Genomic DNA, 22,380 nt, shown 5'->3' with positions numbered 1-22,380 from the left:
GTTTGTCCCGAGCCCTTCGACTGGCTGGCAAGCCAGCCGCTCAGGGTAAACTTAAGTCGAGGGACATAATCGGAAAGGGCGGTGAAAGGTCCCTCGACACGCTCGGGACAAACGGAAGAGGGGGCATCGGGGCTCGAAGCATCGTCGCTGCTCTCAAGGCAATTGCCCCGCCAGATACTTGTCCATCGTCTGGTGGAACTGGCGGATGCGTCCCTCCTGATAGCGGCCCAGCTCGACCCGGTTGTTTGCTGACGCGATCAGACCCTCCTGCACATAGGGCAGGTTCTCCATGTCCTGGTCGAACACTTCGCCCAGCGCGCCCCATTCGGTGACCGTGGCCCAGGGCTCATCGGGTGTCAGGAAGCGCATTTCCGCCGCTTCGGGCATCGCGCCATCCTTCGGCTTGCGGCCCAGCAGGCGCACCTCCATCAGCGTCGCGTTCTGGTCGGGCCAGGGGCGCCAGCGATAGACGATATTGGGCACGAACCCGCCCCAGGGCGATAGATTGGGGAAGATATTGTAGGTGAACGCGTCGAGCATCTCGCTGTCCGAAATGCCCGCACTGTCATAGCCCAGCGCATCGAGGAAATTGGCGCGGTTGATTTCCGCCATGGCCTTGCGCGCGGTTTCGCCTTCGTTCAGCTTGCGCCCCTCGAGCGAGGCCGAGCGGCCCGAGGTGCGGCTGAACGCGGCGATGATGTCGTCTTCGGACAGGTTGTCCGCCGCCAGATGCGGGCTCGGCAGGCCGAACGGGGTCAGCGCCAGGTTGGCATGATCGCCCCACATCGAATAGCGGGTATTGGCATCGCCGGTATAGGGCAGGATCTGGGGGTGGGTGACGATCGAGTGCCAGGCCTCCATGAACGCCTCGGACACCGCCTTCCAGTTGGCGTTGATCACCTTGCCGACCCACAGAGCGGTATAGCATTCGTCGAGCCGCCAGCGCGCGAACCGGTCGTAGACTTCCGCGCCCATATAGTCGCGCAAGCTCACCTGCGTCGCGCTTTCGGTGACGAAGATGAAGCCCTGCCAGCGCTCGACGCGCAGCTCGGGCAGGCTCATGTCGCGCTCTTTCAGGTGCTGGAAATCCCATTCGCAGGGGATGTACTTGAGGCCACCATCGGTCTTCCAGGCAAAGCCGTGGAACGGGCAGGTGAAATCGTCCGCCGATCCGCTTTCGGTGCGCAGCTTGCGGCCGCGGTGCAGGCAGACATTGTGGAACGCCTTGACCGACCCGTCATCCTGCCGGACGATCAGGTACGATCGCCCGACATTGTTGTAGACGACATAGTCGCCGGCTTGCAGCAGCTCGTCCTCGCGCGCAGCCATCTGCCACACGTTGGGCCACATGTGCTTCTTCTCGGCCTCGAAGAACGCGGCGCTCGTATAGCGCTCGGCCATGACCGGCTCGGTGCCCAGATCGCGCCAGCTGTCGCCGCGCACCTCGGGCGGCACCTCGCGGCTGTCGAGATCGAGAATCTCGTCGACCGTGATCGCGGGGCAGCGGTCGGCGGGGTAGGTCCGGCTCGCGTCTTCCATCTTGCTCTCCTCAATATCTTGTTCTCTGCTTGCCCCCTCCCGTTTGTCCCGAGCGAAGTCGAGGGACGTGATCGGAAAGGGTCGCGTAAGGTCCCTCGACACGCTCGGGACAAACGGATGTGCCGCGCTACAAAGGCATCCCGATCACCTCGGCGATATGCTGGTGCACCGCTTGCGGCGCGCTTTCGTTCGCGCCCAGCACGACGTGGAAATCCGCTGGTGCGGTCATGAGGTTCGCATAGCCGTGGCTGGCGACGCGATAATCCTCGGTCTGCACGACGGTCGCGGTGGCATCGTAGGCCAATTCGCACACCCCGCGATATTCCTCGTCGATGATGCCGAACGGGGCATAGACCGCGAACTGGCAGCGAGTCCTGCCGACGCCATCGGGGAAGAGGCGGAAGACCTGGGTGAAATAGACGCCGGGCGTCACCGCGCCGAAGAAGATCACGGTGTTGGGAAAGAGATAATGCACCCCGCCATATTCGGTATCGGGCCATTCGGCCTCGTCCCTGCCGACCAGATCGCCGATGGTCTTGTCGGGAAAGCTGATACGGTGATGGCGGCCGAAGCGTTCGAGCACCGAGATGTCGTTATAGTGCGTCTGGCCGATGGTCGAGCTGTGCAGCGCGGCGAAATGATAGCCCTCGCCATAGGTGTCGAGCGCGAATTTCCAGTTCGAATCGGCGGTGAGGATGCCTTTTTTCACCGGCACCGCGCGGGTGAGCTCGATCAGCGCGAGCTGGTCGGCGAAATCGCCCAGATGCGCCGCCGCGTCGATCGGCTCGCCTTCGGACGCGCGCACGAAGATGAGGCCGAGATATTCGCTGCACGGCAGTTCGAGCAGGTCGCGCGCGCCGATTGCGCAATCCGCAAAGCCCGGCTTGCCCGGCTGGCCCACCAGCCGACCCAGATTGTCGAAGGTCCAGGCGTGGAACGGGCAGGAGATGCGCCCGGCCTTGCCGGTGAACGGCTCGGCCTGCTCGACCAGCTTGGCGCCGCGATGCGTGCACAGGTTGCGGAACGCGCGGACCACGCCGTCCTTGCCGCGAATCACCAGGATCGAGGGGCCGGCGGCATCGAACACCAGATAGTCGCCGGGCTCGGGAATATCGCCGGAGAGCCCCGCAACCAGCGGCTGGCCCAGGAACAGGTGCTCGCGCTCGGCCTCGAACCGCGCTTCATCGGTATAGACCGACTTGTGCAGCGGCAGCGGTCCGTCGGCCATGTCGGTGGTCCTGTTCGCCACGTTCGCGACGATCTTGCGGCGGATCTCGCGCGCGCGCAGCTTGCGCGACGCTGCCCAGTCCGGGGTCAGGCTGTCGGAAGGATCGCGTTCGGCCATCGGGGCCTCCCAATTTGGACAATGGCAATTGCAGGCACCATGCCAGAAGAGGGCAAGGCAATGACACTATTGGTTTAGTGAGGGGAGGGAGTGCCATGCCTGCAGACACCGCCGCCACCATCGCCGCGATCGGCAAGCCGATGCAGATCGCCTTCGTGCCGGAGGATTTCGACGCCGCGCTCCGCCACTGGACCGAGAATATGGGCGTGGGGCCGTTCTTCGTCATGGAACGGATTCGGCTCGAGGACGCGCGTTTCATGGGGGAACCTTCCGATTGCACCTTCACTATCGCGCTGGCGCAATGGGGCGATGTGCAGGTGGAACTGATCCGGCAGGACAATGACGCGCCCTCGATCTATCGCGGCGACTATTGGCCCGGCGGGCAGCCGATGCACCATGTCTGCCTGCTCACCGACGATATCGCCGCAGCGCGCCGTGCGGTCGAATCGCGCGGCGGGCTCGTGCTGGTCGAGGGCAAGGTGGGCGCGGACGGCGCGGTCATCTATGCCGATTGCGGCCCCGCCGAGACGCGGCCCAATGCCGGGGCGATCGTCGAGATATTGCAGCCGGCGAGCGGCAGCGAAGGGTTTTTCGCGATGATCGCAGAGGCGGCGAAGAGCTGGGACGGAAGCGATCCTGTGCGGGTGCTGGGGTGATGCCAGCTCTCTCCCCTTCAGGGGAGAGATACGCAGCCTTGCCAGCTTGCTGGCTAGGCGAAGTTGAGAGGGGGGGCGTAGCGCACAGCCCCTCTCTGCTGCGACTAGGCTGCAAAGCCGCCAAGTCTCGCGTCTCTCCCCTGAAGGGGGGAGAGCAACCGATTCAATCGCTCGCGCCCAGATAGCCCAGTTGCCCGGCCTTGAAGATCGTCTGGCTGCGGTTGACCGCGTCGAGCTTCTCGCCCGCGCGGTGGATGTGGTAGCGGATGGTCGCGTGGCTGCGGTCGAGGATCATGCTGATCTCCTTGTCCGTCTTGCCGATCGCCGCCCAGCGCAGGCATTCGACCTCGCGCTTGGAGAGCATGCAGTCCGCCGGCATCCGGCGCTTGGTGCGCATCACCATCACATAGCCCGCGATGAAGCGGCGGGTCATCGAGGCCATCAGGTCGGCATGCTTTTCGAACAGTTCGGACAGGTCGGTGAGCGACCGGTCCATCGGCGTGAAGCTGACCGCGGATATCTGGCCGAACGGCAGGTGCACCGGCACGACGATCGCGGCATGGACCAGCGAGCGCTTGCGGAAATCGGTCAGGTCCATTTCCTCGAGATATTCGTTGCGCCAGCGGCCGTACATGCCGGTCTCGTTGCACCAGAAGGGCTCGCTCTCGTAGCGGCAGGCGCGCGGCAGCGGCGAGTTGAGCGCGAGCCGCGTATCCTCCCACCAGCGTTCGCCATCGGCCATCCAGCCGAAGATTTCGCCGTTGATGATCGCGCCATCGGCATCGACCATCGGCTCCTTGGACGAGATGTCGTCGCACGCCGCGACGCGGAAGCCGCGCGCCTGTGCCATCTCGTGCAGCGCGATGGCAGCGTCGCGAATATCCTCGACCCGGCGGATCGTGACCCGCTGCGCCAGCGTGTTGAACGGGCTGTTGCGCGCCTCCAGATTCTCGCTGAACTTGGCCGGGCTGATTGTGGCCGAACTGAACGTGGCATCTGTCTCGATCATGGTGTTCCCCTTGATTCGATCCGTCTCTCCTGCGGGCGAGACTAGGTGAGGATGCGGGCTAACGCTACGGATTGCGCGGCAGACGGGTGCTTTTTGCGGCCAGTGTGACAAAAGGTCCGCACCGGCCCCTAACCCGTTGTTCGCGCTGCCTTGTCCTTGGCATTGGCCCCCCGGATCATTGCCGCCATGTCCGCCCATTGCTGGTCGTCCATCCGCGAGAGGCTCTGGTAGAAATTGCCCGAATTGGCCTGATAGCCCGCGCCGTCGATGGCGATGGTCTGGCCGTTGATATAGTCCGCGCCGCGCCCCATCAGCAGCACCGCCAGGTTGGCCAGCTCGTGCATCTCGCCCACCCGGCCCATCGGGTTGCCGCGATCGGCATTCTGGCCCTGAAGCCCCTGACTATTGCCGGGCGACAGCCGCTCGGTCATCCCCTTGGTCGGGAAGGTGCCCGGCGCGATCGCGTTGAAGCGCAATCCGTAGCGCCCCCATTCGGTGGCGAGCGATTGCGTCATCACGTTGATCCCCGCCTTGGACATGGCCGAGGGCACGGTGAACGGCCCGCCGTTCCAAACCCAGGTGGTGAGGATCGCGAGGAAATTGCCCCGGATATTCTCCGCGATCATCCGCTTGCCGACATTGTGCGTGATGTAGAAGGTGCCGCGAAACACGATGTCCGAAATCGCGTTGAAGCCGTTGACGCTGAGGTCCTCGGTACGGCTGATGAAATTGCCCGCCGCGTTGTTGACCAGGCCCGTAAGCGGCCCGTGCTGCGCCCAGATCGCGGCCACCATCGCGTCGATCGACGCGGCGTCCCGGATATCGCAGACATGCGCGCCGACAGTGCCGCCATGCCGCGTCATCAGCTCGTCCGCCGTCGCCTCGAGCACCGCGCCGCGCCGCCCGCAGATATGCACTTCGGCGCCGAGATACAGGAACGCTTCGGCCATCACCTTGCCCAGTCCCGTGCCGCCCCCGGTGACCAGGATGCGCTCGCCCTGCATCAGGCCGGGGCGGTACATGATCTGCGTGACGTCCATTCGGGGCTCTCCTGCTTCTTTTTGTCTGCACCCAGAACGGGGTCAGGCGAGTGTGGCACGCCTGGGTGCCGCCTCACAACCCCAGCACGGTCTTGGCGATGATGTTCTTTTGCACCTCGTCCGACCCGCCGAAGATCGTCCAGGCGCGCGAGTTGAGATAGCGGCCGGCCGCCATCTGCGCCTCGATGCTGCCCACCGGCTCGGGCGCCTCGTTGCCGTAGAGCGGGCGCTCTGCGGGCAGTTGCAGCCCGGCGAGCCCGTGGATTTCCATCGCCAGCGTATCGAGCTCCTGCCGCAAGTTCGCGGAGAACAGCTTGACCAAAGAGGTCTGCGGACCCGGCGGGCGGCCCTTGGCGATCTCGGCCAGGATGCGCAGCTCGCTGATCTCGAAGGCGCGCGCGCGCAGCCGCAGCGAGGCGAGCTTGCGCGAAGTCTCGGTGTCATGGACCAGCGCGCCGTTGGTGCCGCTGGGCACGCGCGCGGCGGTGAGCGCGAGCTGGTCGATATCGGCGATCAGCTTCGGCGCGAAGCACGATCCGCCGCGTTCGTTCTCGAGCAGGAACTTGGCGATGGTCCAGCCCTGGCCCTCCTCGCCGATGCGGTTGCCGACATGGCTCCTGGCATCGTCGAGGAACACCTGATTGACCTCATGATCGCCCGCCATGGTGACGATGGGGGTGACGGTGACGCCCGGCTGGTCCATCGGCACCAGCAGAAAGGTGATGCCGCGCTGCGCCGACACGTCCGGGTCGGTGCGGACGAGGCAGAACATCCAGTTGGCGTAATGCGCGTGCGTGGTCCAGATCTTGGACCCGTTGATGCGGTAGGTATCGCGCTCGAGCACTGCGCGGGTCTTCAGGCTGGCCAGGTCCGATCCGGAGCCGGGCTCCGAATAGCCCTGGCACCAGTAATCCTCGGCCGAAAGGATGCGCGGCAGGAAGCGCGCCTTCTGTTCGGGCGTCCCGAAGCGGCAGATGACCGGGCCGACCAGCTTGAGCCCCAGCACCGCCAGCGCCGGGGCGCCCGCGAGTGCGCATTCCTTCTCGAAGATATAGCGCTGCACCGGGGTCCAGCCGGTGCCGCCGTCCTCGACTGGCCAGTGGATCGCGAGCCAGCCCTTCTCGTGCAGGATGCGCTGCCATTCGAGGCCAATATCGGGTTCGACGAACACGCCGGGGGTCCGCCTTGCGCCCTCGACCAGCCGCTCGTTCAGATGCGCTTTCAGGAAGCTGCGCACCTCGGCCTGGAAGGCAAGCTCTTCGGGGGTAAAGTCCATGTCCATCGGTCAGATTCCGCCATTTCCGGTCGCCCAGGCGATGCCGCGGCGCAACAGTTCGTAGTAAACGGGGTAGTTCCATGCGCACTTTTCCGGATGCGGGTAGAAATCCTGCATGCCCGGCAGGTCATGATGCCCGCGGCAATGGCCCAAAGTATTGTACAATATTCCACCCTGGCCGATGGCGCGGGTATAGATGACCGGGACCACGGTTTCGGGCCAGTGCGCATCGACAAAGCCGGTGGCCTCGCCCTCGAACCGGGTCTGCGCGAGCGTGCGGATGTCGCTCATCTGCTTCATCAGGTACAGCTCGTCGACCACGTCGAAATCCGCAATGCCGCGCGTCACGTCATGATCGGCATCGACGATCTCGACGGTGAAGGGCGCGCCGATCGGCGGGTGCGCCTTGAACTGGGTACCCAGCATGTCCATCACGTCGGGCCGCTCTTCAGGGCTGTCGACGCCTGAATCGGTGAAGCGCAGGATCGAGTTGGTCCCGTGCAGTGCCAGCCAGCGCCCGCCGCCTTCCAGAAACGCCCGGATCGCGGCTGCCTCGGCCTCGCTCGGCATCAGGTCGCAGGTATAGGTGACGAGGAAGCGGCAGGCGGGCAGGCGCTCGCCCACGCCGTGATAATCATGCGCCACCGTGGTGCGGATATGATCATGCTCGGCGAGCAGCTTCAGCAGCTCGAGCCGCGCGAAGTCGATATCGTGATATTTGCCCGCCGCGACGAAATGCGCATCGATCCGTTGTGCCATGGTTGCCTTCCCTTTTAGCTGCGGAAGTTTCCGCCGCCATCGACGGTGAAATCAACCCCGGTGGTGAAGCTCGCCTGATCGGAGAGCAGGAAGAGGATGGCATTGACCACCTCGTGCGCCTCGCCGACCCGGCCCATCGGGTGGTTGGCCGCGAACATGGCTTCGACCTCTTCATTGGTGCCGGGCAGCGCATCGAGATAGCGTTCGAACATCGGCGTGCGGATCGCGCCGGGATGCACGGTATTGGCCCGGATGGGCAGGCCCTTTTCGGCGCAATCGAGCGCGATGGTCTTGGTGAGCGCGGTCACCGCCGCCTTGGACGCGCAATAGGCGGCAAAGCCCGAACCGACGCGCAGCGCCAGCATCGACCCGATATTGACGATGGCCCCCGGCTCGTTCGCCGCCGCGATGGCGGGGATGGCGGCGCGGCAACCGTTGAACGTGCCGTTCAGGTTGATGTCGATGGTGCGCTGCCAGCTGCCCAGGTCGACATCGACCACCGCGCCTGGCTCCGAAATCCCGGCGACATTGACCAGATGCGTGAGCTTGCCGAAGGTCGCCTGCGCGGCCTGCACCGCGGCCTGCCATTGCCCGAGATCGCGCACGTCGAGCGCCACCGCCATCGCGCGCTCGCCGAGCTCCGAAGCCAGCGCCCTGGCCTTGTCGAACTGCACATCGGCGAGCACCACGCTGCCGCCTTCTTCCACGATCCGCCGCCCGGTCGCGCCGCCAATACCTTCCGCCCCGCCCGATACCAGCGCGACCTTGCCCTGCATCATTCCCTTAAGTGCGTTCATGGTTCAGCGCTCCAGTATCGCGACGGCGGACAGGCCCGGCGCGCCATAGACATGGCTGTACGCAGTCTTCGGCTGGCCCGGCACCTGCCGCGCACCGCCGCGTCCGCGCAGCTGCACGGTGTTCTCATAGACCTGGCGCAACCCCGATGCGCCGATCGGCTCGCCACAGGCCAGGCAGCCGCCATCGGTGTTGACCGGAAGCTGGCCGTTGAGTTCGGTGCGGCCTTCGGCGAACCACATCTCCTGCTCGCCATCCTTGCAGAAGCCATTCTCGGCCATGTGCATGATCTCCGCGCCCGATTCGGTGTCCTGCAGCTGCGCGACATCGATATCCTCGGGGCCTATCCCTGCCGCCTCATATGCCGCCTGGCTCGCGAGTTCGGTGGGCTTGCCGCCGCGATCCACGCTGATCGCGGGCGCGAACACCTCGAACGATCCGGGCGGGCGGGTGCGCACCGCGATGCTGGCGATCCTGACCCCGTCCGCGCCCAGCTCGCGCGCTTTTCTCTCCGACGCGATGATCAGCGCGACCGCGCCTTCGGCGGGCGAGCAGAACATGTATTTGGTCAGCGGATCGTTGACCATCGGCGCATTGAGGATGGTGTCGAGATCGACCGGCGAGCGCCGCCAGGCATGGTCGCACAGGGTGCCGTTGCGGAACGCCTTTTCCGCGACCTTGCCGAGCGTCTCGCGGCTGATGCCATGGAGCTGCATGTAGCGCTGGATCTTGAGCGCAAAGAACTGCGTCGTCAGCATCATGCCGGTCTCGCCATACCATTCGGGCAGGCCCCAGTCGCCGGGCTTGGCGTTGAATGCGCCGCGCGGGTGCTTGTCGAACCCGACCGCGAGCGCGACATCGCACTGGCCCGAGGCGACGGCATTGCGTGCAGAGGCGAGCGCGCTGCCCCCGGTCGCGCAGCCGTTCGACACGTTGATGAATGGAAGGCCCGTGAGGCCCAACTCGTTGACCATGATATCGGCATTGCCCGCGGCCTCCGACCCGCCATAGGCGCATTCGATATCGGTCCATTCGAGCCCCGCATCGGCCAGCGCCTCGCGCACCGCGAACACGCCCTGATCGCGCCCCGACCGGCCATCGGTGCGGCCAAAGGGGTGTATGCCTGCGCCTATGATCTGGACCTGGGTCATGCTCATCTGTTCTCCCAACCAACCCAAGCCCGTTTGTCCCGAGCCCCTCGGCTGGCTGGCAAGCCAGCCGCTCGGGATGAACTTCCCGGCCACGCCGGGAAGTCGAGGGACGTGATCTCGAACGGTTGGGTGACGTCCCTCGACACGCTCGGGAAAAACGGAGGGGGGCGCATCATGGAACTGGCCTGAACGCGAAGGTGTTGCGCCCCGGGGCGAACTCGGTCAGCACCAGCTCCATCGGCATGCCGAGGCTCAGGTCGCTCAGCGCCGCGCCCTCGATCCGCGTCTCGACAATCACCTCGCCGGGCAGCTCGACATAGCCGAGCAGGAAGGGCACGAAGTCCTCCGGCCCCGCATAAGGCGGCGACTTCGGGCGGAAATCCTGGCTGGTCCACGACCACAATGTGCCGGTGCGAGAGAGCGGTACCGGCACATAATGCTGCGCAGCATCGCCCCCGGGCATCGGGAAGACGATCTCGCCGGTCTGCGCATGGCGACCGCCGATCAGGCGCGGCTGGGGATCGTCGGTCCACAGACCCTCGGCGACCGGTACCGCGCCGGTCATGCTGCATCCCTTATCGCAACCTGCGCATAGGCATCGAGCCCGCTCGCCGGATCGCCCAGCCATTGCGACAGCAGCAGAACGCGCTTGTGCGCATGGCCGATCTCGAGCTCGTCGGTGGTGCCCATGCCGCCGTGCAGCTGCACCGCCTCGCGCCCGATGGCCAGCGCGGCTTCCGCGACCACCGCCTTCATCCCCGCAATGTCCTGAGCTTCTCCCGACGTGACTGCCGCGATCAGGGCACTCCTGGCCTGATCAACGCGCGCATAGGCTTCGACCATGCGGTGCTGGATCGCCTGGAAACGCCCGATTGGCTGGCCGAACTGCTCGCGCTGGCGGACATAGTTCAGCGTGTCGTCAAACAACCGCTGCGCCAGCCCCGCCATCTCGGCGGCCGCGACCAGGCGCGATGTGGCGAGCGCCGCTTCGACCGCCTCCCATTCGAGTGCCAGCCGTGCCTCGGCTGCAACCTCGCAGCCCAGCAGCCGCACTTCCGCTGCCTCATTGCCATCGACCAGGCGATAACCGCGCCGGTGTACGCCGGGCGCATCGGCGGCGACCAGGAACAGCGCCGGGCCGGTATCGGTCATGGCGCTGACCAGCAGCCAGTCCGCTGCCATGCCACCCAGCACAAATGTTTTTTCGCCCTGCAGCACGAAGCCGCCGGCATTGGCCTTTGCGGTCGTGCTGCGCGGCAGCGTGGCATGCCGCCCCTCGGGCTCGAACAGCGCCAGCGCCGCAATCGCCTCGCCCGCGGCGAGCGCGTCGATCCGCGCATCGTCCCGAGCGAGGCCTGATCCTGCCAGCAGCATCGGCAGAACCGCGTTTTCCAGCCAGTTGTCCGAAGAGATGCGCTGGCCAAAGCTTTCGCCCACCGCGACCAGATCGAGCAGGCTGCTGCCCAGCCCGCCCTTGTCCTCGGCCAGCGCCATTGCGGTCAGCCCGAGTTCGGCCATGGCCTGCCAGCGTGCCCGGTCGATGCCGCCAGGTGCCGCGCGCTGTGCCTTGCGCGCGGCAATGTCGCAGCCTTCCAGGAACCGCTCGACCGAGGCGCGAAACAACAGCTGGCTCTCGTCATAATCGAAGTTCATGGCTGCGTCTCGAAGCGGACGGGCACGGTCACCGGGCCGCGCAGCATCATGTTGGGGGGATAGGCGATGGCCGCCTCGTCGGTGAGCGTGATACCCGATATGCGCGGCAGCAGCTCCTCGAACGCCACGGTCATCTCCTTGCGGCTGAGCATGTTGCCCACACACATATGGATGCCGCGCCCGAAGGCCAAATGGGTGCGCGCATTGGCCCGGTCGGCCAGGAAGCGGTCGGGCTCTTCATAGCGTTCGGGGTCGCGATTGGCCGCAGCATAGCGCATCATCACCATCGCGCCCTTGGGCAGGGTCACCCCACCCAGCTCAGCGTCGGCCTTCATCACCCGCCAGATGCCCGACGAGGCGCTGGCGAGGCGCAGCATTTCCTCGACCATGTTGGGGATGATCTTCGGGTCCGCCTGGGCCTTGGCGAGTTCGGAAGGGTTGCGCGCGAGCAGGATGATGCCTTCTGCCAGCGTCGCGGTGGTCGTTTCGTTGCCCGCGACCAGCAGTTGCTGCACGATCGAGAGCAGCTCGCCATCGTCGAGCGGGCGCTCGCCATCGATCTGGGCATGGACGAGGTCGGAGAGCAGATCGTCGGTCGGGTTGGCGCGGCGCAGGTCCATCTGCGCCTTGATCGCGTGCTGGAACTCGACCACCTCGCGCGCGCATTGCAGCTCGCGCTCCTTTGGGACCATGCCGCCCAGACGGTCGACAAAGGCATCGGTCCAGCGCTTGATCGTTTCAGGCGCCTCATGCGTCAGGCCGAGCTGTTCGGAGATCATCCGGATCGGTAGCGGCATCGCGAAATCGCGGACGAACTCGATCTCTTGCCTGGCCAGCATCTTCTCGATCAGGTCGCGCGCGATCTCGCGGATATGCGCCTCGAGCTTGTTCACGCGCGGGGCGGAAAAGGCGAGGTTGACCAGCTTGCGAAAGCGCGTGTGCACCGGCGGATCGGCGGTGAGCAGCGTATCGACCTGCGGCCAGCCTTCGTCGAGGATCGCCTTGACCTCGGGGTCCTCGGACCGCGCGCCCGAAAGCACCGCCTGGAAATTGTTCGAGAACTCGTCCGTCCGCGATGTCGCCTCGCTGACGAGCTTGTGGCTCAGCACCAGATACAGGCCGGTTGCCTTGTCGTGATAGACGGGCTCGGTCGCCAGATGCTCCTGATAGAAGGCGAAGGGGCTGGTCAGCACATCGGGATGGAAAAAGCTCTTCTGCTCCGCCGCCACCGTCATGCCCTGCTCCCATGGTGCTGATTTGCCATGAAACCGTCATAGCCCGCTGCGGCGTCAGGCCGCGATACGCGAAAATGCTAGGGCAGGGCGTGCAAGTGGCAATAACTAAAATTGCGCAATTTGTGTTATCGTGATAGGCCCTGGGTCGGTAACGGAAGGAATGACCGCGATGAACGTATCGATCGGCGAACGCTGGGAAGGCTATGTCGAGGCGCTGCTCAAGACCGGGCGCTATGCCTCCGCCAGCGAGGTGATCCGCGAAGGCCTGCGCCTGGTCGAAGAGCGCGAGACGAAACTTGCGGCGCTGCGCGAGACGATCGAAACTTCGCTTGCACGCGGTGGCGAGAACACGGATGATGATGTGGGTCGGCGCCTGGAAACAATAGCGCAGGAGCTCAAGGCACAAGGATATTAGGTGCGGGTACTCATCTATCTTGACGCTGCGACAGACGATCTCGTCGAGATACTCAGGTATATCACCCTGGAGTCCCGCCATCTGCCTACGGGACTGCGCTTTGTCGAGAAACTGCGCGCCAGGTGCTCACATCTGGCTTCACTACCCGGAACGCTGGGATCGGATCGCAGCGACTTGGCACCTGGGCTGCGCAGCGTCGCCGCCCATGGGTATATCATCTTTTTCCGATATGGCGACGAGAGCGTGGAGATAGCCAACATCCTCCACGCCAGCCGCGATGTCGTCAGCCATTTCGACAAGGACTGACGACCGCTGTTCCGCTCAGCTGTGCGTCATCACTCCGCCATCGGCGATGATGCCCTGGCCGGTGATGAAGCGCGCATCGTCGCTGGCGAGGAACGCGATGACATCGGCAATGTCCTCGGGCTGGCCCAATCGCTTGAGCGCCGATTTCTCGCGATAATATTCGGCCGCCGCGCCATTCTCCAGCATGCCGCGGGTCATGCCGGTGACGATGCAGCCGGGCTGCACGCAATTGACCGTGACGCCATAGGGGCCAAGCTCCATCGCCAGCGAGCGGGTGAAGCCCAGGATGGCGTGCTTGGACGCGGCATAGGCGCCGAGCCCCGCATCGCCATAGCGCGACAGGATCGATCCGGTGTTGATGACCCGGCCGGCGGAGGAGGCCTTGAGCAGCGAAAGGCACGCCTTGGCCAGCCGCGCGGGCGCGAGCAGGTTCACGTCCAGCCCGAACTGCCACTGATCGTCGGTCAGGTCTTCGAGCGTGCCCACCGGGCAGACGCCTGCATTGTTGACCAGGATGTCGAGCCCGCCGAGCTGGCTTTCCGCTGCGGCGGCGAGCAGCGCGATCGCCTGCGGATCGGCAAGGTTGGCGACATGGTTGAACGTGCCCGCCATGCCCTCGCCGCTGATGTCGCAGGCGAGCACCGTCGCGCCATCGGCGAGCAGCCGTGCCACCGTCGCCGCGCCGATTCCCGATGCAGCCCCTGTTACCAGCGCCTTGCGTCCCTTGAGCCTGCTCATGTCCGTGCCTCTCCCCAATATGCTCTCATGTAACGTAATCCAGGGCGTTGGCCAGCAATTGCCGCACGTGCGGATTGCCATAGGCGTCTCGCCCGTCGCCGAACTGCAGATAGACCAGCTGCCCCGCCGCGACCGGCTTCGCCCATGCCACCAGATTGTGACCCGGCGCATGCGGCCAGTCCGAATTGTCGAACATCCGCCCCGCCACGGCATGCGCGGCGGAATGGAAATTGTGCGCGGCAAATTCATGATCTGCCGCGATCAGCGGGGTGACGTCTTCGGCGAAAATCTCGGCGAGATAGAGCTCGTCGCACATCGCGAAACGGGCGGGCAGGCCGCGCGTGACGGGATGGTCCGCCAGCACCACCGCGTCATAATCGACATCGTGCCGATAGCCCGAATCGAGGCATTCGCGCCCGCGCAGCGTCTCGCGCCGATAGAGGAACTTGCCGCCCAGCATCTCGGACCATTCGGGCCAGTCCGCCCATCCGGCCAGCGCATGGTGCAGCGCGACCGCGCCCCTGCCGCGCGCGAAATGCGCCTTGATCGCCGCAACGAACCCGGCGGAGGGCGGACGCGTCGCCACCGTCCCGTCGGCAAAGGTGAAGCCGGGCATTTCGTAGAACAGCAGCGCATCGGCCTGCTCCGCCGCGCCATCGGCGACCAGTGCCTCGGCCTCGGGATGGACCAGATGCTCGACCTGCCACCCGTGCAGACTGGCGAGCAACGCCGCAAAGGGCTCGGCCTCATAGGGATGGCCGCCCGACAGGACCAGCAGGTGCCGCACGCTCAGGCGATCTTCAGGATCATCTTGCCCTGGTTGGACCCTTCGAACAGCCGCAGGAAGGCGGGCAGCGCATTGTCCAGCCCCTCGTCGACATGCTCATCGACGACCAGCTTTCCGGCCGCGGCCCATTCGCCCATCTTCGCGCCGCCCTCGGCAAAGCGCGCGACATAATCGGCGACGAGCAGGCCCCGGATCGAAGCCCGGTGCACGATCAGCTGCCACAGGTTGCGCGCGCCGACAGGCTCTGGCGCGTTATACTCGCTGATCAGCCCGCACAGGCCGATGCGCGCGCCGGGCTTGAGGTTCATGAGGCCCGCATCCAGAATATCGCCGCCGACATTCTCGAAAATCACGTCGACACCATCGGGCGCGACCGCACGGATTGCCGCATCGAGCGCGCGCACATCCTTGCCGCGATAGTCGATCGCATGGTCGAAACCATAGCGATCGGTCAGCCGCGCGCATTTTTCCGCGCCGCCCGCGATGCCGATCGCGGTGCAGCCCAGGATCTTGGCGATCTGCCCGACCAGCGATCCGACCGCGCCTGCCGCTCCGCTGACCAGCACGACATCGCCCGGCTTGGGTTCGCACACGTCGAGGAAGCCGAAATAGGCGGTCATCCCGACCGCGCCGAACAGCGAGAGATAGTTGGTCACCTGCGGCACCGCGTGCGGATCGATCGGCTGGGTGAACCCGCCCAAAGTGCCGACCGAATAGTCCTCGATCGCGTTCAGCCCCATCACCCATTGGCCCTTGGTGAAACCTTCCGCGCGGCTTTCCTCGACCACGCCGATGGTGGTCGCGCGCACCGGCGCACCGAGCGGGATCGGCGGCATGTAGCTGTCCGCATCGGACATCCAGCCGCGTTGCGCCGGATCGAGCGAGGCATAATGGTTGCGGATCAGGAACTGGCCCTCTTCCAGTGCGGGCAGCGCGCCGGTTTCGAGCGCGAAGTCGTCGGCCACCGGCGTGCCATTAGGGCGGCGCTTGAGGATGAACTGGCGGTTGCTGGTCATGGAAATGCGTCTCCGTGAGAAGGCAAAAGTATGAGGAAAGGTCAGTCCGCGCCGCGCCCGCCATCGACCAGCATCGCGGTGCCGGTGACCATGCGCGCGGCGGAGCAGGCGAGAAAGGTGGCGGCGCTGGCGATGTCCTCTGCCGTGCCGACGCGCTGCAACGCGTTGCCGTCCATCACGAACGCCTTCACCGCATCATTGTCGCCATAGGCGCCGGTGATCATCTCGGTATAGATCACGCCGGGGTTGAGCGAATTGACGCGGACCTTGGGGTCCATCTGCGCTCCTTCCAATGCGGCGACCCGGCTGAAATGCGTCACCGCCGCCTTGGCCGCGCAATAGGCGGCGCAATCCTCGAGCCCGATCAGCCCGGCGAGCGAGGAGATGTTGACGATCGCGCCGGCGCTCCTGGTATCGCGCATCATGCGAAAGCCGTATTTGGTGCCCAGCACAACGCTTTCGACATCGGCGGTCCACAGCTCGCGGAAATCCTCGAGTGTGGTATCGGGCAGCGGCCTGGTGAAGAACGATCCGGCGGAATTGATCAGCGCGTCGACGGACGTGTGTTTGGCGGTCACCGTGTCGGCGAACGCGGACCAGTCGCTTTCCGAGGTCACGTCGAAGCTGTGGAACTCGGCCGTTCCGCCCGCCGCCTCGACCTGGCGCACGGTCTCCGCGCCGCGCTGCGCATTGCGTCCGGTAGCGATAATGTGAAAGCCCGCCTTGGCCAGGCGGAGCGCAGTGGCACGCCCGATTCCCGAGGTCGCGCCGGTGACGATGGCGGTGCGCATCACGTCAGACTCCATCCGCCATCGACCACCATCTGCGTCGCGGTCATGAACGAACTCTCCTCGCTTATCAGGAACAGGATGCTCTCGGCCATGTCCTCGGGCTCCTGCGGCACGCCCAGCGGCACGTCGGTCCAGTGCGCGGGATCGTCGAGCGCGCCTGGCGGCATCGCGCCTTCGAGCAGCGGCGTCCGGGTGGGGCCGGGGCAGAGCGCGTTGACGCGGATCATGTCGCCCTTGCGGCCCAGTTCCACGCCGACCGCGCGCGCCATGTTCCCCATCGCCGCCTTGGCGACGGCATAGGCGGAAATCGCGGGTGCCGCGCAATTGGCCATGACCGAGGCGGTGAGCACGATGCTGCCCGTCGCGGGCGCGCCGCACGCCTGCGCGCGCATCTGCGCCACCGCCTTTTGCAGGCCGATGAAGCTGCCCTCGACATGCACCTGGGTCAGCCTGCGGAAGCGCGCGAGGTCGAGATCGATGATCGGCTCGTAATTGACGATCCCCGCATTGCTGACCAGCGCGTCGAGCCGCCCATGGTGATGCACCGCGGCGGTGATCGCATTGTCCCAGTCGTCGCTAGAGGTAACGTCGTGCTTCAGCCCGATGCACTGGCAATCGGCGGCGACGCCCTGGATGCGCTCGCCGTCGATATCGGTCGCGATCACCTTTGCGCCGCGCGCCGCCGCCAGCCGCGCCGTCGCCGCTCCGATTCCCGAGGCCGCGCCGGTGACCAGCACCACCTTGTCCTTCACATCGAATGTCATGCGTCGCTATCCAGTTCGATCATCCCGTCTCTCTCCCGCACCGGCCAGGTTCTTATGCCGCAATGGGCGGGCGGCCCTTTCGCGGCGCCAGTGGCGATCTCGAAGCGTGCGCCATGGTGCGGGCAGAGCACATGCCCGCGCCGCACGCGTGCGCCCTCCAGCGGCAGCAGCGCATGGCTGCACAGCCCGTCAAGCGCGTGGAGCGCGCCATCGGCGTCGCGCACGATCAGGAATGCTGCACCCTCATGCTGCACAAAGCGGCTGGTGCCGGGTGCAATATCGGTGGGAGTCAGGGGCGTGAAAGTCATCGTCCTTGTGATGTCCCGAAACTGCCTCAACTGCAATCCTCCCCGGGACGGGGAGGGGGACCGCGTAGCGGTGGAGGGGAGGCGTGGTCGTGCTTTTGTCGAGACGAAACTGGCATACCGCTTCCCCTCCGTCAGCCCTGCGGGCTGCCACCTCCCCCGCCGGGGGAGGATTTGAAAGGATGCCGCGTCAACCACGCAGCACCTTGACCGGGATCGCGCTCTGCAGCGCCTGGCCGGTAATCGGGTCATAGCCCGATGTCTCGCTGACCAGGCGGTTGGTCGAGCCCCCGCGCTGCGGCACCTCGTCCGGCCCGTAATCTGGGTCGCCATAGCCATGCGCCATCGAGATCACGCCGCGCCGCAACGCCGGCGATGCCTTGGCGAGCGCGTGCACCTCGCCGTGTGGCGAGGCGATGCGGATCATCTCGCCATCGGCCACGCCCAGCCCTGCCATATCGTCGGGATGGATATGCGCCGGGTTGGTGGTGCGCTTGGCCTTGAGCGCGGAAAGATGCCCGCCGGTCGAGTTGAACCGGTGGCGGCTGCGGCGCGAGATCAGCCGGAAGGGATAGCCCTGCGCCGCCGGATCCTCCCTGCCATAGCGGACCAGCTGCTGCGGCATCGCGCCCGCCGCCAGATCGAACCGCGCCTCGTGCCCCGCTTCCGCCGGTTCGACGATCGGATGCTTGTCATGATAGATGACCGGGCGGCCGTCGGGGCTGTCGGCATGGACCTGGCTGGGCGGGACGACACAGCCTGCGACCGCAAGGTCGAGAAACGCCTCCTTGTCCGGGCAGGCGTCCATCGGGCACGGCCCGCCCGCCAGCGGCAGCCCGGTGCCCAGCCTCTTCGCCAGCCCCCAGAGCATCTCGTACTCGTCAAGCAGATCGCCCGGGCGCGGCAGGATCGCCTCGGTATAGCGGGCATAGGGGATCTCGTACCACCATTCGGACAGCGACGAGATGTCGTCGCGCTCGAGGCTCATCAGCGGCGCCAGGATATAATCCGACCGCCGTGCCGAGACGCCTTCTGCGCGGATGTCGACGCTGACGAACAGGTCGAGCGCCTCTATCGCGCGCGCCATCTTGTCCTGATCGGGAAAGGCGAGCATCGGGTTGCCGCCGATCGAGATCAGCGCCCTGATCTGGCCGGGTCCGGGGGTGAGGATCTCGTCCGCCAGCACGTTGCACGGCATTTCGAACATCAGGTGCGTCAGGCCGCGAAAGCGCGAGGCGGGATAGCCCTCGCCCCACAGCTTGATCGGCGGGTTGACCTGCGCGCGGCGCGGCGTGACCGGCGTGAAGATGCGCGGGATCGAGCTTTTCTCTCCCTCGCGGCAGAAGCGCCCGCACAATATGTTGAGGCTGCTCACCAGATATTGCGTCAGCGTGCCGTTGCCCGCCATTTCCGGACCCGTGCCGGTGCTGGCCGAACCTTTGGTGCCGCCTGCGAACATCCGCGCGGCGGCCACCAGATCGGCCTCGCTGACACCGGCACGCGCGGCGGCGACGGCGGGCGAAAATCCCGACACGGCTTGCTTGAGCTCGGCAAGGCCATCGACATGCGCTTGCACGAACGCCTCGTCGTACAGCCGTTCCTCCAGGATGACGTGGATCATGCCCGCCAGCAATGCCGGGTCTTCGCCGGGTTTGACCGGCAGATGGATATGCGCGAGCGCGGCGACGTCGCTCTCGCGCGGATCGGCGACGATGAGCTTGAGGCCCTTGCCAATCGCATCGCGCAACCGGCGTGAGGGTGAGAAAGGCGGCAGGCCGCCCGGCGGGCCGTAATGCGAGACGATCGGATTGTTGCCGATGAAAAAGGCGACATCGGCCTCGCCGAACACATGCCCGCCGCCCGACCAGCTGCCATATTGCGCGGCGGTATAGACTTTCGCGGGCTGGTCGAGCGTGACGCTGGTGTAGAAATGCCGAGTGCCCAGCCCCTGCGCAAAGGCCATGGCCGAGGCGACCCCGGCGCTGTTCTGGAAGCTGTAGGTGCCCGCATAAATGGCGACGCTGTCCGGCCCATGCTCCTCGATCAGCGGCTTCAGCCGCGCGGCGATCTCGTCGAGCGCTGTCTGGGTGGCGATCGGCTCGAAGCCATGTGCGCCTTTCTTCTGCGAGGACAGCAGGCGCTCGGGATGATGGTGAGCTTCGGGCAATTGGCGACCCTTGATGCAGGTATAGCCGCCGAACACCGGGTCCTCGGCATCGCCCGACACGCGTACGACGCGGTCCCCCTCGGTCTCGACCAGGATCGCGCAATTGGCGTGGCAGAACCGGCAGAAGCTGCGCTGGACGGGCATGATCGAACCTCCCTTGGACACAGGCGTGCGGGCCGCGCGAAAGGGCGCAGCATCGGGCCGGAAGTCCGGCCTCATGCTCGCTACCCTAAAGCTTGCCGTAGGGTCCGCGACTGTCACTTTTGACACTTGAGGCATTGTCGGCCCCGGATCATTTTCGCGCAGCATAGGAAAAGGTGCGGGCCAGAAAGGCCGCAGCATTGAGGGGAGGTTTGTGATGAGGGTGTCCACCTATCTGTCGGCATCAACCTTCGCATTGGGGCTCGCGATGCTCGCGGCGCCCCAGGCGGCCATGGCGCAGGAGGCCTCCGATCAGGCGGCCAGCGCCGAGCAGGCGGAGGAGGGGGGCCTTCGCACCATCGTCGTCACCGCGCAGCGCCGCGAGGAATCGCTCCAGGCAGTCCCGGTCGCCGTGTCCGCCATCGATTCCCAGGCGCTCGCGACCGGCGCGGTGGACGATCTGCGCGACTTTGCCGGGCGCGTCCCCGGGCTGGTGGTCGATCCGGTCAATGCCGGCCCTTCGGCTGCCGCGATCGCGATCCGCGGCATCAGCTTCGAGGATATCGAAAAATCGTTCGACCCGGCGGTCGGCGTGGTGGTCGATGATGTGTTCATCGGCACCAATACCGGCCAGCTGCTCGACGCGTTCGATCTCGAATCGATCGAGATCCTGCGCGGCCCGCAGGGCACCCTGTTCGGCCGCAACACCATCGGCGGCGTGATCAACGTCCGGCGCAGCAAGCCGACCGGCGAATGGGGCGTGCGTGCCTCGATCGGCTATGCCGAATATAACACCGTGCGCGGCCGACTGGTCGTCAACACCCCGATGATCGGCGACTTTCTCGCGTTCAAGGGCTTCTTCTTCTACGACAATACCGACGGCTATCTGCGCAACGTGACGCAGGGCAACCGGCGCACCAACGAATATGAGGTGTGGACCGCAGGCGTCACCGCGCTGATCACGCCGACCGACGATATCGAGGCGGTGATCACCTATGAGCATATGGAGGAAGATGGCGAAGTCGCGACTGCGAGCGTCTCGAACGACCGCGACCTGATCTGTCTTCAGGTGCCGGTGCCGGGCGTCGGCCTGGTCCGTGCCTTCCAGATTCCGAACAACCAGTGCAATCGCACGCCCACCAACAGCAAGCTGCTCTATCAGGTGTTCGGCAACATCCAGACCCCGGTGCGCAACAAGACCGATGCGATTAGCGGCACGATCAACATCGAGCTTGGGGATTTCACGCTCACCTCCGTCACCGGCTGGCGCAAGAACAACGAAAGCGTGCGGCAGGATTTCGACTCGGCGTCGATCAACTTCTTCGATACGCTGCGCATCCAGCGCTACGAGCAGTTCAGCCAGGAAATCCGCTTTGCCGGTGACGTCACCGACTGGATGGATATCGTGCTGGGCGCCTATTATTTCGACAGCCAGTACACGCTGCGCCAGACCTCGTTCTTCGGCTTTCTGGGCCCCGGTGCCAGCGCCTTCCAGCTTTCGGTCGGCGACTCCAAATCCTATGCCGGTTTTGCCGATGCGCGGTTCAAGCTCTCGGACAATCTGACCTTTGGCGTCGGCGGCCGCTACACCAAGGATGAAAAGGCGCTGGTAACCAATTTCGCGCTCAGCCCCACCGGCGCCTGCCCGGTCGGTTTTGCCGGTATCGTCGCCGCCAATTGCCGCGGTTCGGAAGATTTCGGCGAATTCACCTATCGTGCCAGCCTCGACTATCAGTTCGATGGCGGACAGCTGGTCTATGCCAGCTATTCGCGCGGCTTCCGCTCGGGTGGCTTCAACGGTCGCGCCGCGACGCCGACCGCGATCGGCCCCTATCAGCCCGAAATCGTCGATGCCTATGAAATCGGCCTGAAGGCGGACTGGCTCGACCGCCGGTTGCGCACCAATATCGCGATCTTCCAGACCGATTATTCGGACAAGCAGGAAGAGCTGGTGCGCGCGACGCAAGCGCCCTTCAACGCGATCCAGGCGCAGGAAACCATCGTCGAGAACGCCGCTTCGGCGCGGATCAAGGGTGTCGAGCTCGAGATCGTCGCGCTGCCTTCGGACGACCTGGCGTTCAACTTCTCCGCGACGTATCTGGATGCCAACTACCAGAATTTCGTGCGCGGCGGCGTGGACGTGTCCGATCTCGACCTGCGCCGTGCGCCCAAATACGCCTGGTCGGCCGGGTTCGATTACACCCGTCCGGTGGGCGATGGCGAGGTCCGCTGGAGCACCATCTTCCGCTATGTCGACAAGTACACGACCTGCATCGTCGCCGATCCCGCGCTGCAGGCGCAGGGCATCATTACCAACGACCGCCGCTGCGAAGCCTCGGAGCGCGAGATCCTCGATTCGACCCTGTCGTACAAGCACGATTTCGGCGGCGCGCAGGCGACGTTTAGCGTGTTCGGTCGCAATATTCTCGACAATCGCGGGCTTTCGAGCACGCTGCCGGTGGCAGGCCTGTTCGCCTTTGCCGGTGTCCGCC

Annotated in this window: 22 protein-coding genes; 4 read left to right on the top strand and 18 right to left on the bottom strand. The window is 65.5% G+C overall.

Annotated features, from left to right (window positions below; genetic code table 11):
- Window positions 1-153: 153 nt before the first annotated feature.
- Both AX735_RS04020 and AX735_RS04015 read right to left on the bottom strand, forming a co-directional pair.
- Window positions 154-1,539, bottom strand: a complete 1,386-nt coding sequence (locus tag AX735_RS04020; protein ID WP_066275974.1) for an aromatic ring-hydroxylating oxygenase subunit alpha — start codon at window positions 1,537-1,539, stop codon at window positions 154-156.
- A gap of 127 nt (window positions 1,540-1,666) precedes the next feature.
- The gene (locus tag AX735_RS04015; protein ID WP_066275971.1) at window positions 1,667-2,884 is read right to left on the bottom strand and encodes an aromatic ring-hydroxylating oxygenase subunit alpha; all 1,218 of its coding nucleotides are present in this window, start codon (window positions 2,882-2,884) and stop codon (window positions 1,667-1,669) included.
- Between the two features lie 95 nt (window positions 2,885-2,979).
- Here AX735_RS04015 and AX735_RS04010 point away from each other — a divergent pair, with 95 nt between their 5' ends.
- Window positions 2,980-3,540: a VOC family protein gene (locus AX735_RS04010; RefSeq protein WP_066275968.1), complete on the top strand. Its 561-nt coding sequence runs from the start codon at window positions 2,980-2,982 to the stop codon at window positions 3,538-3,540.
- Between the two features lie 163 nt (window positions 3,541-3,703).
- Here the strand turns inward: AX735_RS04010 and AX735_RS04005 are convergent, their stop codons facing one another.
- From AX735_RS04005 to AX735_RS03965, 9 genes are all read right to left on the bottom strand, one after another.
- A complete protein-coding gene (locus tag AX735_RS04005; protein ID WP_231750013.1) occupies window positions 3,704-4,549 on the bottom strand; it encodes a helix-turn-helix transcriptional regulator in 846 nt (281 codons plus the stop codon).
- A 128-nt stretch (window positions 4,550-4,677) separates the two neighbouring features.
- Window positions 4,678-5,589, bottom strand: a complete 912-nt coding sequence (locus tag AX735_RS04000) for an SDR family oxidoreductase (RefSeq protein WP_066275965.1) — start codon at window positions 5,587-5,589, stop codon at window positions 4,678-4,680.
- Between the two features lie 73 nt (window positions 5,590-5,662).
- The gene (locus tag AX735_RS03995; protein ID WP_066275957.1) at window positions 5,663-6,871 is read right to left on the bottom strand and encodes an acyl-CoA dehydrogenase family protein; all 1,209 of its coding nucleotides are present in this window, start codon (window positions 6,869-6,871) and stop codon (window positions 5,663-5,665) included.
- A gap of 3 nt (window positions 6,872-6,874) precedes the next feature.
- Window positions 6,875-7,624: a ThuA domain-containing protein gene (locus AX735_RS03990; RefSeq protein WP_066275952.1), complete on the bottom strand. Its 750-nt coding sequence runs from the start codon at window positions 7,622-7,624 to the stop codon at window positions 6,875-6,877.
- A gap of 14 nt (window positions 7,625-7,638) precedes the next feature.
- Window positions 7,639-8,421 (bottom strand): SDR family NAD(P)-dependent oxidoreductase, encoded by a 783-nt coding sequence (locus AX735_RS03985; RefSeq protein ID WP_231750012.1) that lies wholly within the window; start codon window positions 8,419-8,421, stop codon window positions 7,639-7,641.
- Window positions 8,422-8,424: 3 nt separating this feature from the next.
- Window positions 8,425-9,570 (bottom strand): thiolase family protein, encoded by a 1,146-nt coding sequence (locus AX735_RS03980; protein ID WP_066275985.1) that lies wholly within the window; start codon window positions 9,568-9,570, stop codon window positions 8,425-8,427.
- A 172-nt stretch (window positions 9,571-9,742) separates the two neighbouring features.
- Window positions 9,743-10,135: a Zn-ribbon domain-containing OB-fold protein gene (locus tag AX735_RS03975; RefSeq protein ID WP_066275948.1), complete on the bottom strand. Its 393-nt coding sequence runs from the start codon at window positions 10,133-10,135 to the stop codon at window positions 9,743-9,745.
- On the bottom strand, window positions 10,132-11,223 hold the full coding sequence (locus tag AX735_RS03970) for an acyl-CoA dehydrogenase family protein (RefSeq protein WP_066275946.1): 1,092 nt from the start codon (window positions 11,221-11,223) through the stop codon (window positions 10,132-10,134). The genes AX735_RS03975 and AX735_RS03970 overlap by 4 nt, the downstream gene beginning before the upstream one ends.
- A complete protein-coding gene (locus AX735_RS03965; protein ID WP_066275944.1) occupies window positions 11,220-12,458 on the bottom strand; it encodes a cytochrome P450 in 1,239 nt (412 codons plus the stop codon). Before AX735_RS03965 ends, AX735_RS03970 begins: the two co-directional genes overlap by 4 nt.
- 169 nt (window positions 12,459-12,627) lie before the next feature.
- Here AX735_RS03965 and AX735_RS03960 point away from each other — a divergent pair, with 169 nt between their 5' ends.
- Entirely contained in the window at window positions 12,628-12,873 is a 246-nt protein-coding gene (locus AX735_RS03960; protein ID WP_066275982.1) for a type II toxin-antitoxin system ParD family antitoxin, read from the top strand.
- Window positions 12,874-13,179 (top strand): type II toxin-antitoxin system RelE/ParE family toxin, encoded by a 306-nt coding sequence (locus AX735_RS03955; protein ID WP_066275942.1) that lies wholly within the window; start codon window positions 12,874-12,876, stop codon window positions 13,177-13,179.
- Window positions 13,180-13,194: 15 nt separating this feature from the next.
- Here the strand turns inward: AX735_RS03955 and AX735_RS03950 are convergent, their stop codons facing one another.
- The 7 genes from AX735_RS03950 to AX735_RS03920 form a co-directional block, all read right to left on the bottom strand.
- Window positions 13,195-13,917 carry an SDR family NAD(P)-dependent oxidoreductase gene (locus AX735_RS03950; protein WP_066275939.1) on the bottom strand — a complete coding sequence of 241 codons (723 nt, stop codon included), beginning with the start codon at window positions 13,915-13,917 and terminating at the stop codon, window positions 13,195-13,197.
- 25 nt (window positions 13,918-13,942) lie between these two features.
- Window positions 13,943-14,704 carry a ThuA domain-containing protein gene (locus tag AX735_RS03945; protein ID WP_202189496.1) on the bottom strand — a complete coding sequence of 254 codons (762 nt, stop codon included), beginning with the start codon at window positions 14,702-14,704 and terminating at the stop codon, window positions 13,943-13,945.
- Between the two features lie 2 nt (window positions 14,705-14,706).
- On the bottom strand, window positions 14,707-15,720 hold the full coding sequence (locus tag AX735_RS03940) for an NADP-dependent oxidoreductase (RefSeq protein WP_066275934.1): 1,014 nt from the start codon (window positions 15,718-15,720) through the stop codon (window positions 14,707-14,709).
- A gap of 41 nt (window positions 15,721-15,761) precedes the next feature.
- A complete protein-coding gene (locus tag AX735_RS03935) occupies window positions 15,762-16,511 on the bottom strand; it encodes an SDR family oxidoreductase (RefSeq protein WP_066275928.1) in 750 nt (249 codons plus the stop codon).
- Window positions 16,511-17,275, bottom strand: a complete 765-nt coding sequence (locus AX735_RS03930) for an SDR family NAD(P)-dependent oxidoreductase (protein ID WP_066275923.1) — start codon at window positions 17,273-17,275, stop codon at window positions 16,511-16,513. Before AX735_RS03930 ends, AX735_RS03935 begins: the two co-directional genes overlap by 1 nt.
- Window positions 17,272-17,583, bottom strand: a complete 312-nt coding sequence (locus AX735_RS25590; RefSeq protein ID WP_066275921.1) for a Rieske (2Fe-2S) protein — start codon at window positions 17,581-17,583, stop codon at window positions 17,272-17,274. The genes AX735_RS03930 and AX735_RS25590 overlap by 4 nt, the downstream gene beginning before the upstream one ends.
- Window positions 17,584-17,770: 187 nt before the next feature.
- Complete coding sequence (locus AX735_RS03920) at window positions 17,771-19,966, bottom strand: molybdopterin-dependent oxidoreductase (RefSeq protein WP_231750011.1); 2,196 nt, start codon at window positions 19,964-19,966, stop codon at window positions 17,771-17,773.
- 139 nt (window positions 19,967-20,105) lie between these two features.
- Here AX735_RS03920 and AX735_RS03915 point away from each other — a divergent pair.
- Window positions 20,106-22,380, top strand: a 2,275-nt coding sequence (locus tag AX735_RS03915; RefSeq protein WP_066275915.1) for a TonB-dependent receptor domain-containing protein, incomplete at its 3' end; no start/stop codon positions are given.

It is taken from the genome of Blastomonas sp. CCH1-A6 (assembly GCF_001556365.1).
Classification (GTDB): Bacteria; Pseudomonadota; Alphaproteobacteria; order Sphingomonadales; family Sphingomonadaceae; genus Blastomonas; species Blastomonas ursincola.
This window is presented reverse-complemented; position numbering and strand designations above follow the sequence as displayed.

Coding starts and splice junctions, on each gene's coding strand:
- AX735_RS04020 (WP_066275974.1), bottom strand. CDS start 1,539: ATGGAAGACGCGAGCCGGACCTACCCCGCCGACCGCTGCCCCGCGATC.
- AX735_RS04015 (WP_066275971.1), bottom strand. CDS start 2,884: ATGGCCGAACGCGATCCTTCCGACAGCCTGACCCCGGACTGGGCAGCG.
- AX735_RS04010 (WP_066275968.1), top strand. CDS start 2,980: ATGCCTGCAGACACCGCCGCCACCATCGCCGCGATCGGCAAGCCGATG.
- AX735_RS04005 (WP_231750013.1), bottom strand. CDS start 4,549: ATGATCGAGACAGATGCCACGTTCAGTTCGGCCACAATCAGCCCGGCC.
- AX735_RS04000 (WP_066275965.1), bottom strand. CDS start 5,589: ATGGACGTCACGCAGATCATGTACCGCCCCGGCCTGATGCAGGGCGAG.
- AX735_RS03995 (WP_066275957.1), bottom strand. CDS start 6,871: ATGGACATGGACTTTACCCCCGAAGAGCTTGCCTTCCAGGCCGAGGTG.
- AX735_RS03990 (WP_066275952.1), bottom strand. CDS start 7,624: ATGGCACAACGGATCGATGCGCATTTCGTCGCGGCGGGCAAATATCAC.
- AX735_RS03985 (WP_231750012.1), bottom strand. CDS start 8,421: ATGAACGCACTTAAGGGAATGATGCAGGGCAAGGTCGCGCTGGTATCG.
- AX735_RS03980 (WP_066275985.1), bottom strand. CDS start 9,570: ATGACCCAGGTCCAGATCATAGGCGCAGGCATACACCCCTTTGGCCGC.
- AX735_RS03975 (WP_066275948.1), bottom strand. CDS start 10,135: ATGACCGGCGCGGTACCGGTCGCCGAGGGTCTGTGGACCGACGATCCC.
- AX735_RS03970 (WP_066275946.1), bottom strand. CDS start 11,223: ATGAACTTCGATTATGACGAGAGCCAGCTGTTGTTTCGCGCCTCGGTC.
- AX735_RS03965 (WP_066275944.1), bottom strand. CDS start 12,458: ATGACGGTGGCGGCGGAGCAGAAGAGCTTTTTCCATCCCGATGTGCTG.
- AX735_RS03960 (WP_066275982.1), top strand. CDS start 12,628: ATGAACGTATCGATCGGCGAACGCTGGGAAGGCTATGTCGAGGCGCTG.
- AX735_RS03950 (WP_066275939.1), bottom strand. CDS start 13,917: ATGAGCAGGCTCAAGGGACGCAAGGCGCTGGTAACAGGGGCTGCATCG.
- AX735_RS03940 (WP_066275934.1), bottom strand. CDS start 15,720: ATGACCAGCAACCGCCAGTTCATCCTCAAGCGCCGCCCTAATGGCACG.
- AX735_RS03935 (WP_066275928.1), bottom strand. CDS start 16,511: ATGCGCACCGCCATCGTCACCGGCGCGACCTCGGGAATCGGGCGTGCC.
- AX735_RS03930 (WP_066275923.1), bottom strand. CDS start 17,275: ATGACATTCGATGTGAAGGACAAGGTGGTGCTGGTCACCGGCGCGGCC.
- AX735_RS25590 (WP_066275921.1), bottom strand. CDS start 17,583: ATGACTTTCACGCCCCTGACTCCCACCGATATTGCACCCGGCACCAGC.
- AX735_RS03920 (WP_231750011.1), bottom strand. CDS start 19,966: ATGAGGCCGGACTTCCGGCCCGATGCTGCGCCCTTTCGCGCGGCCCGC.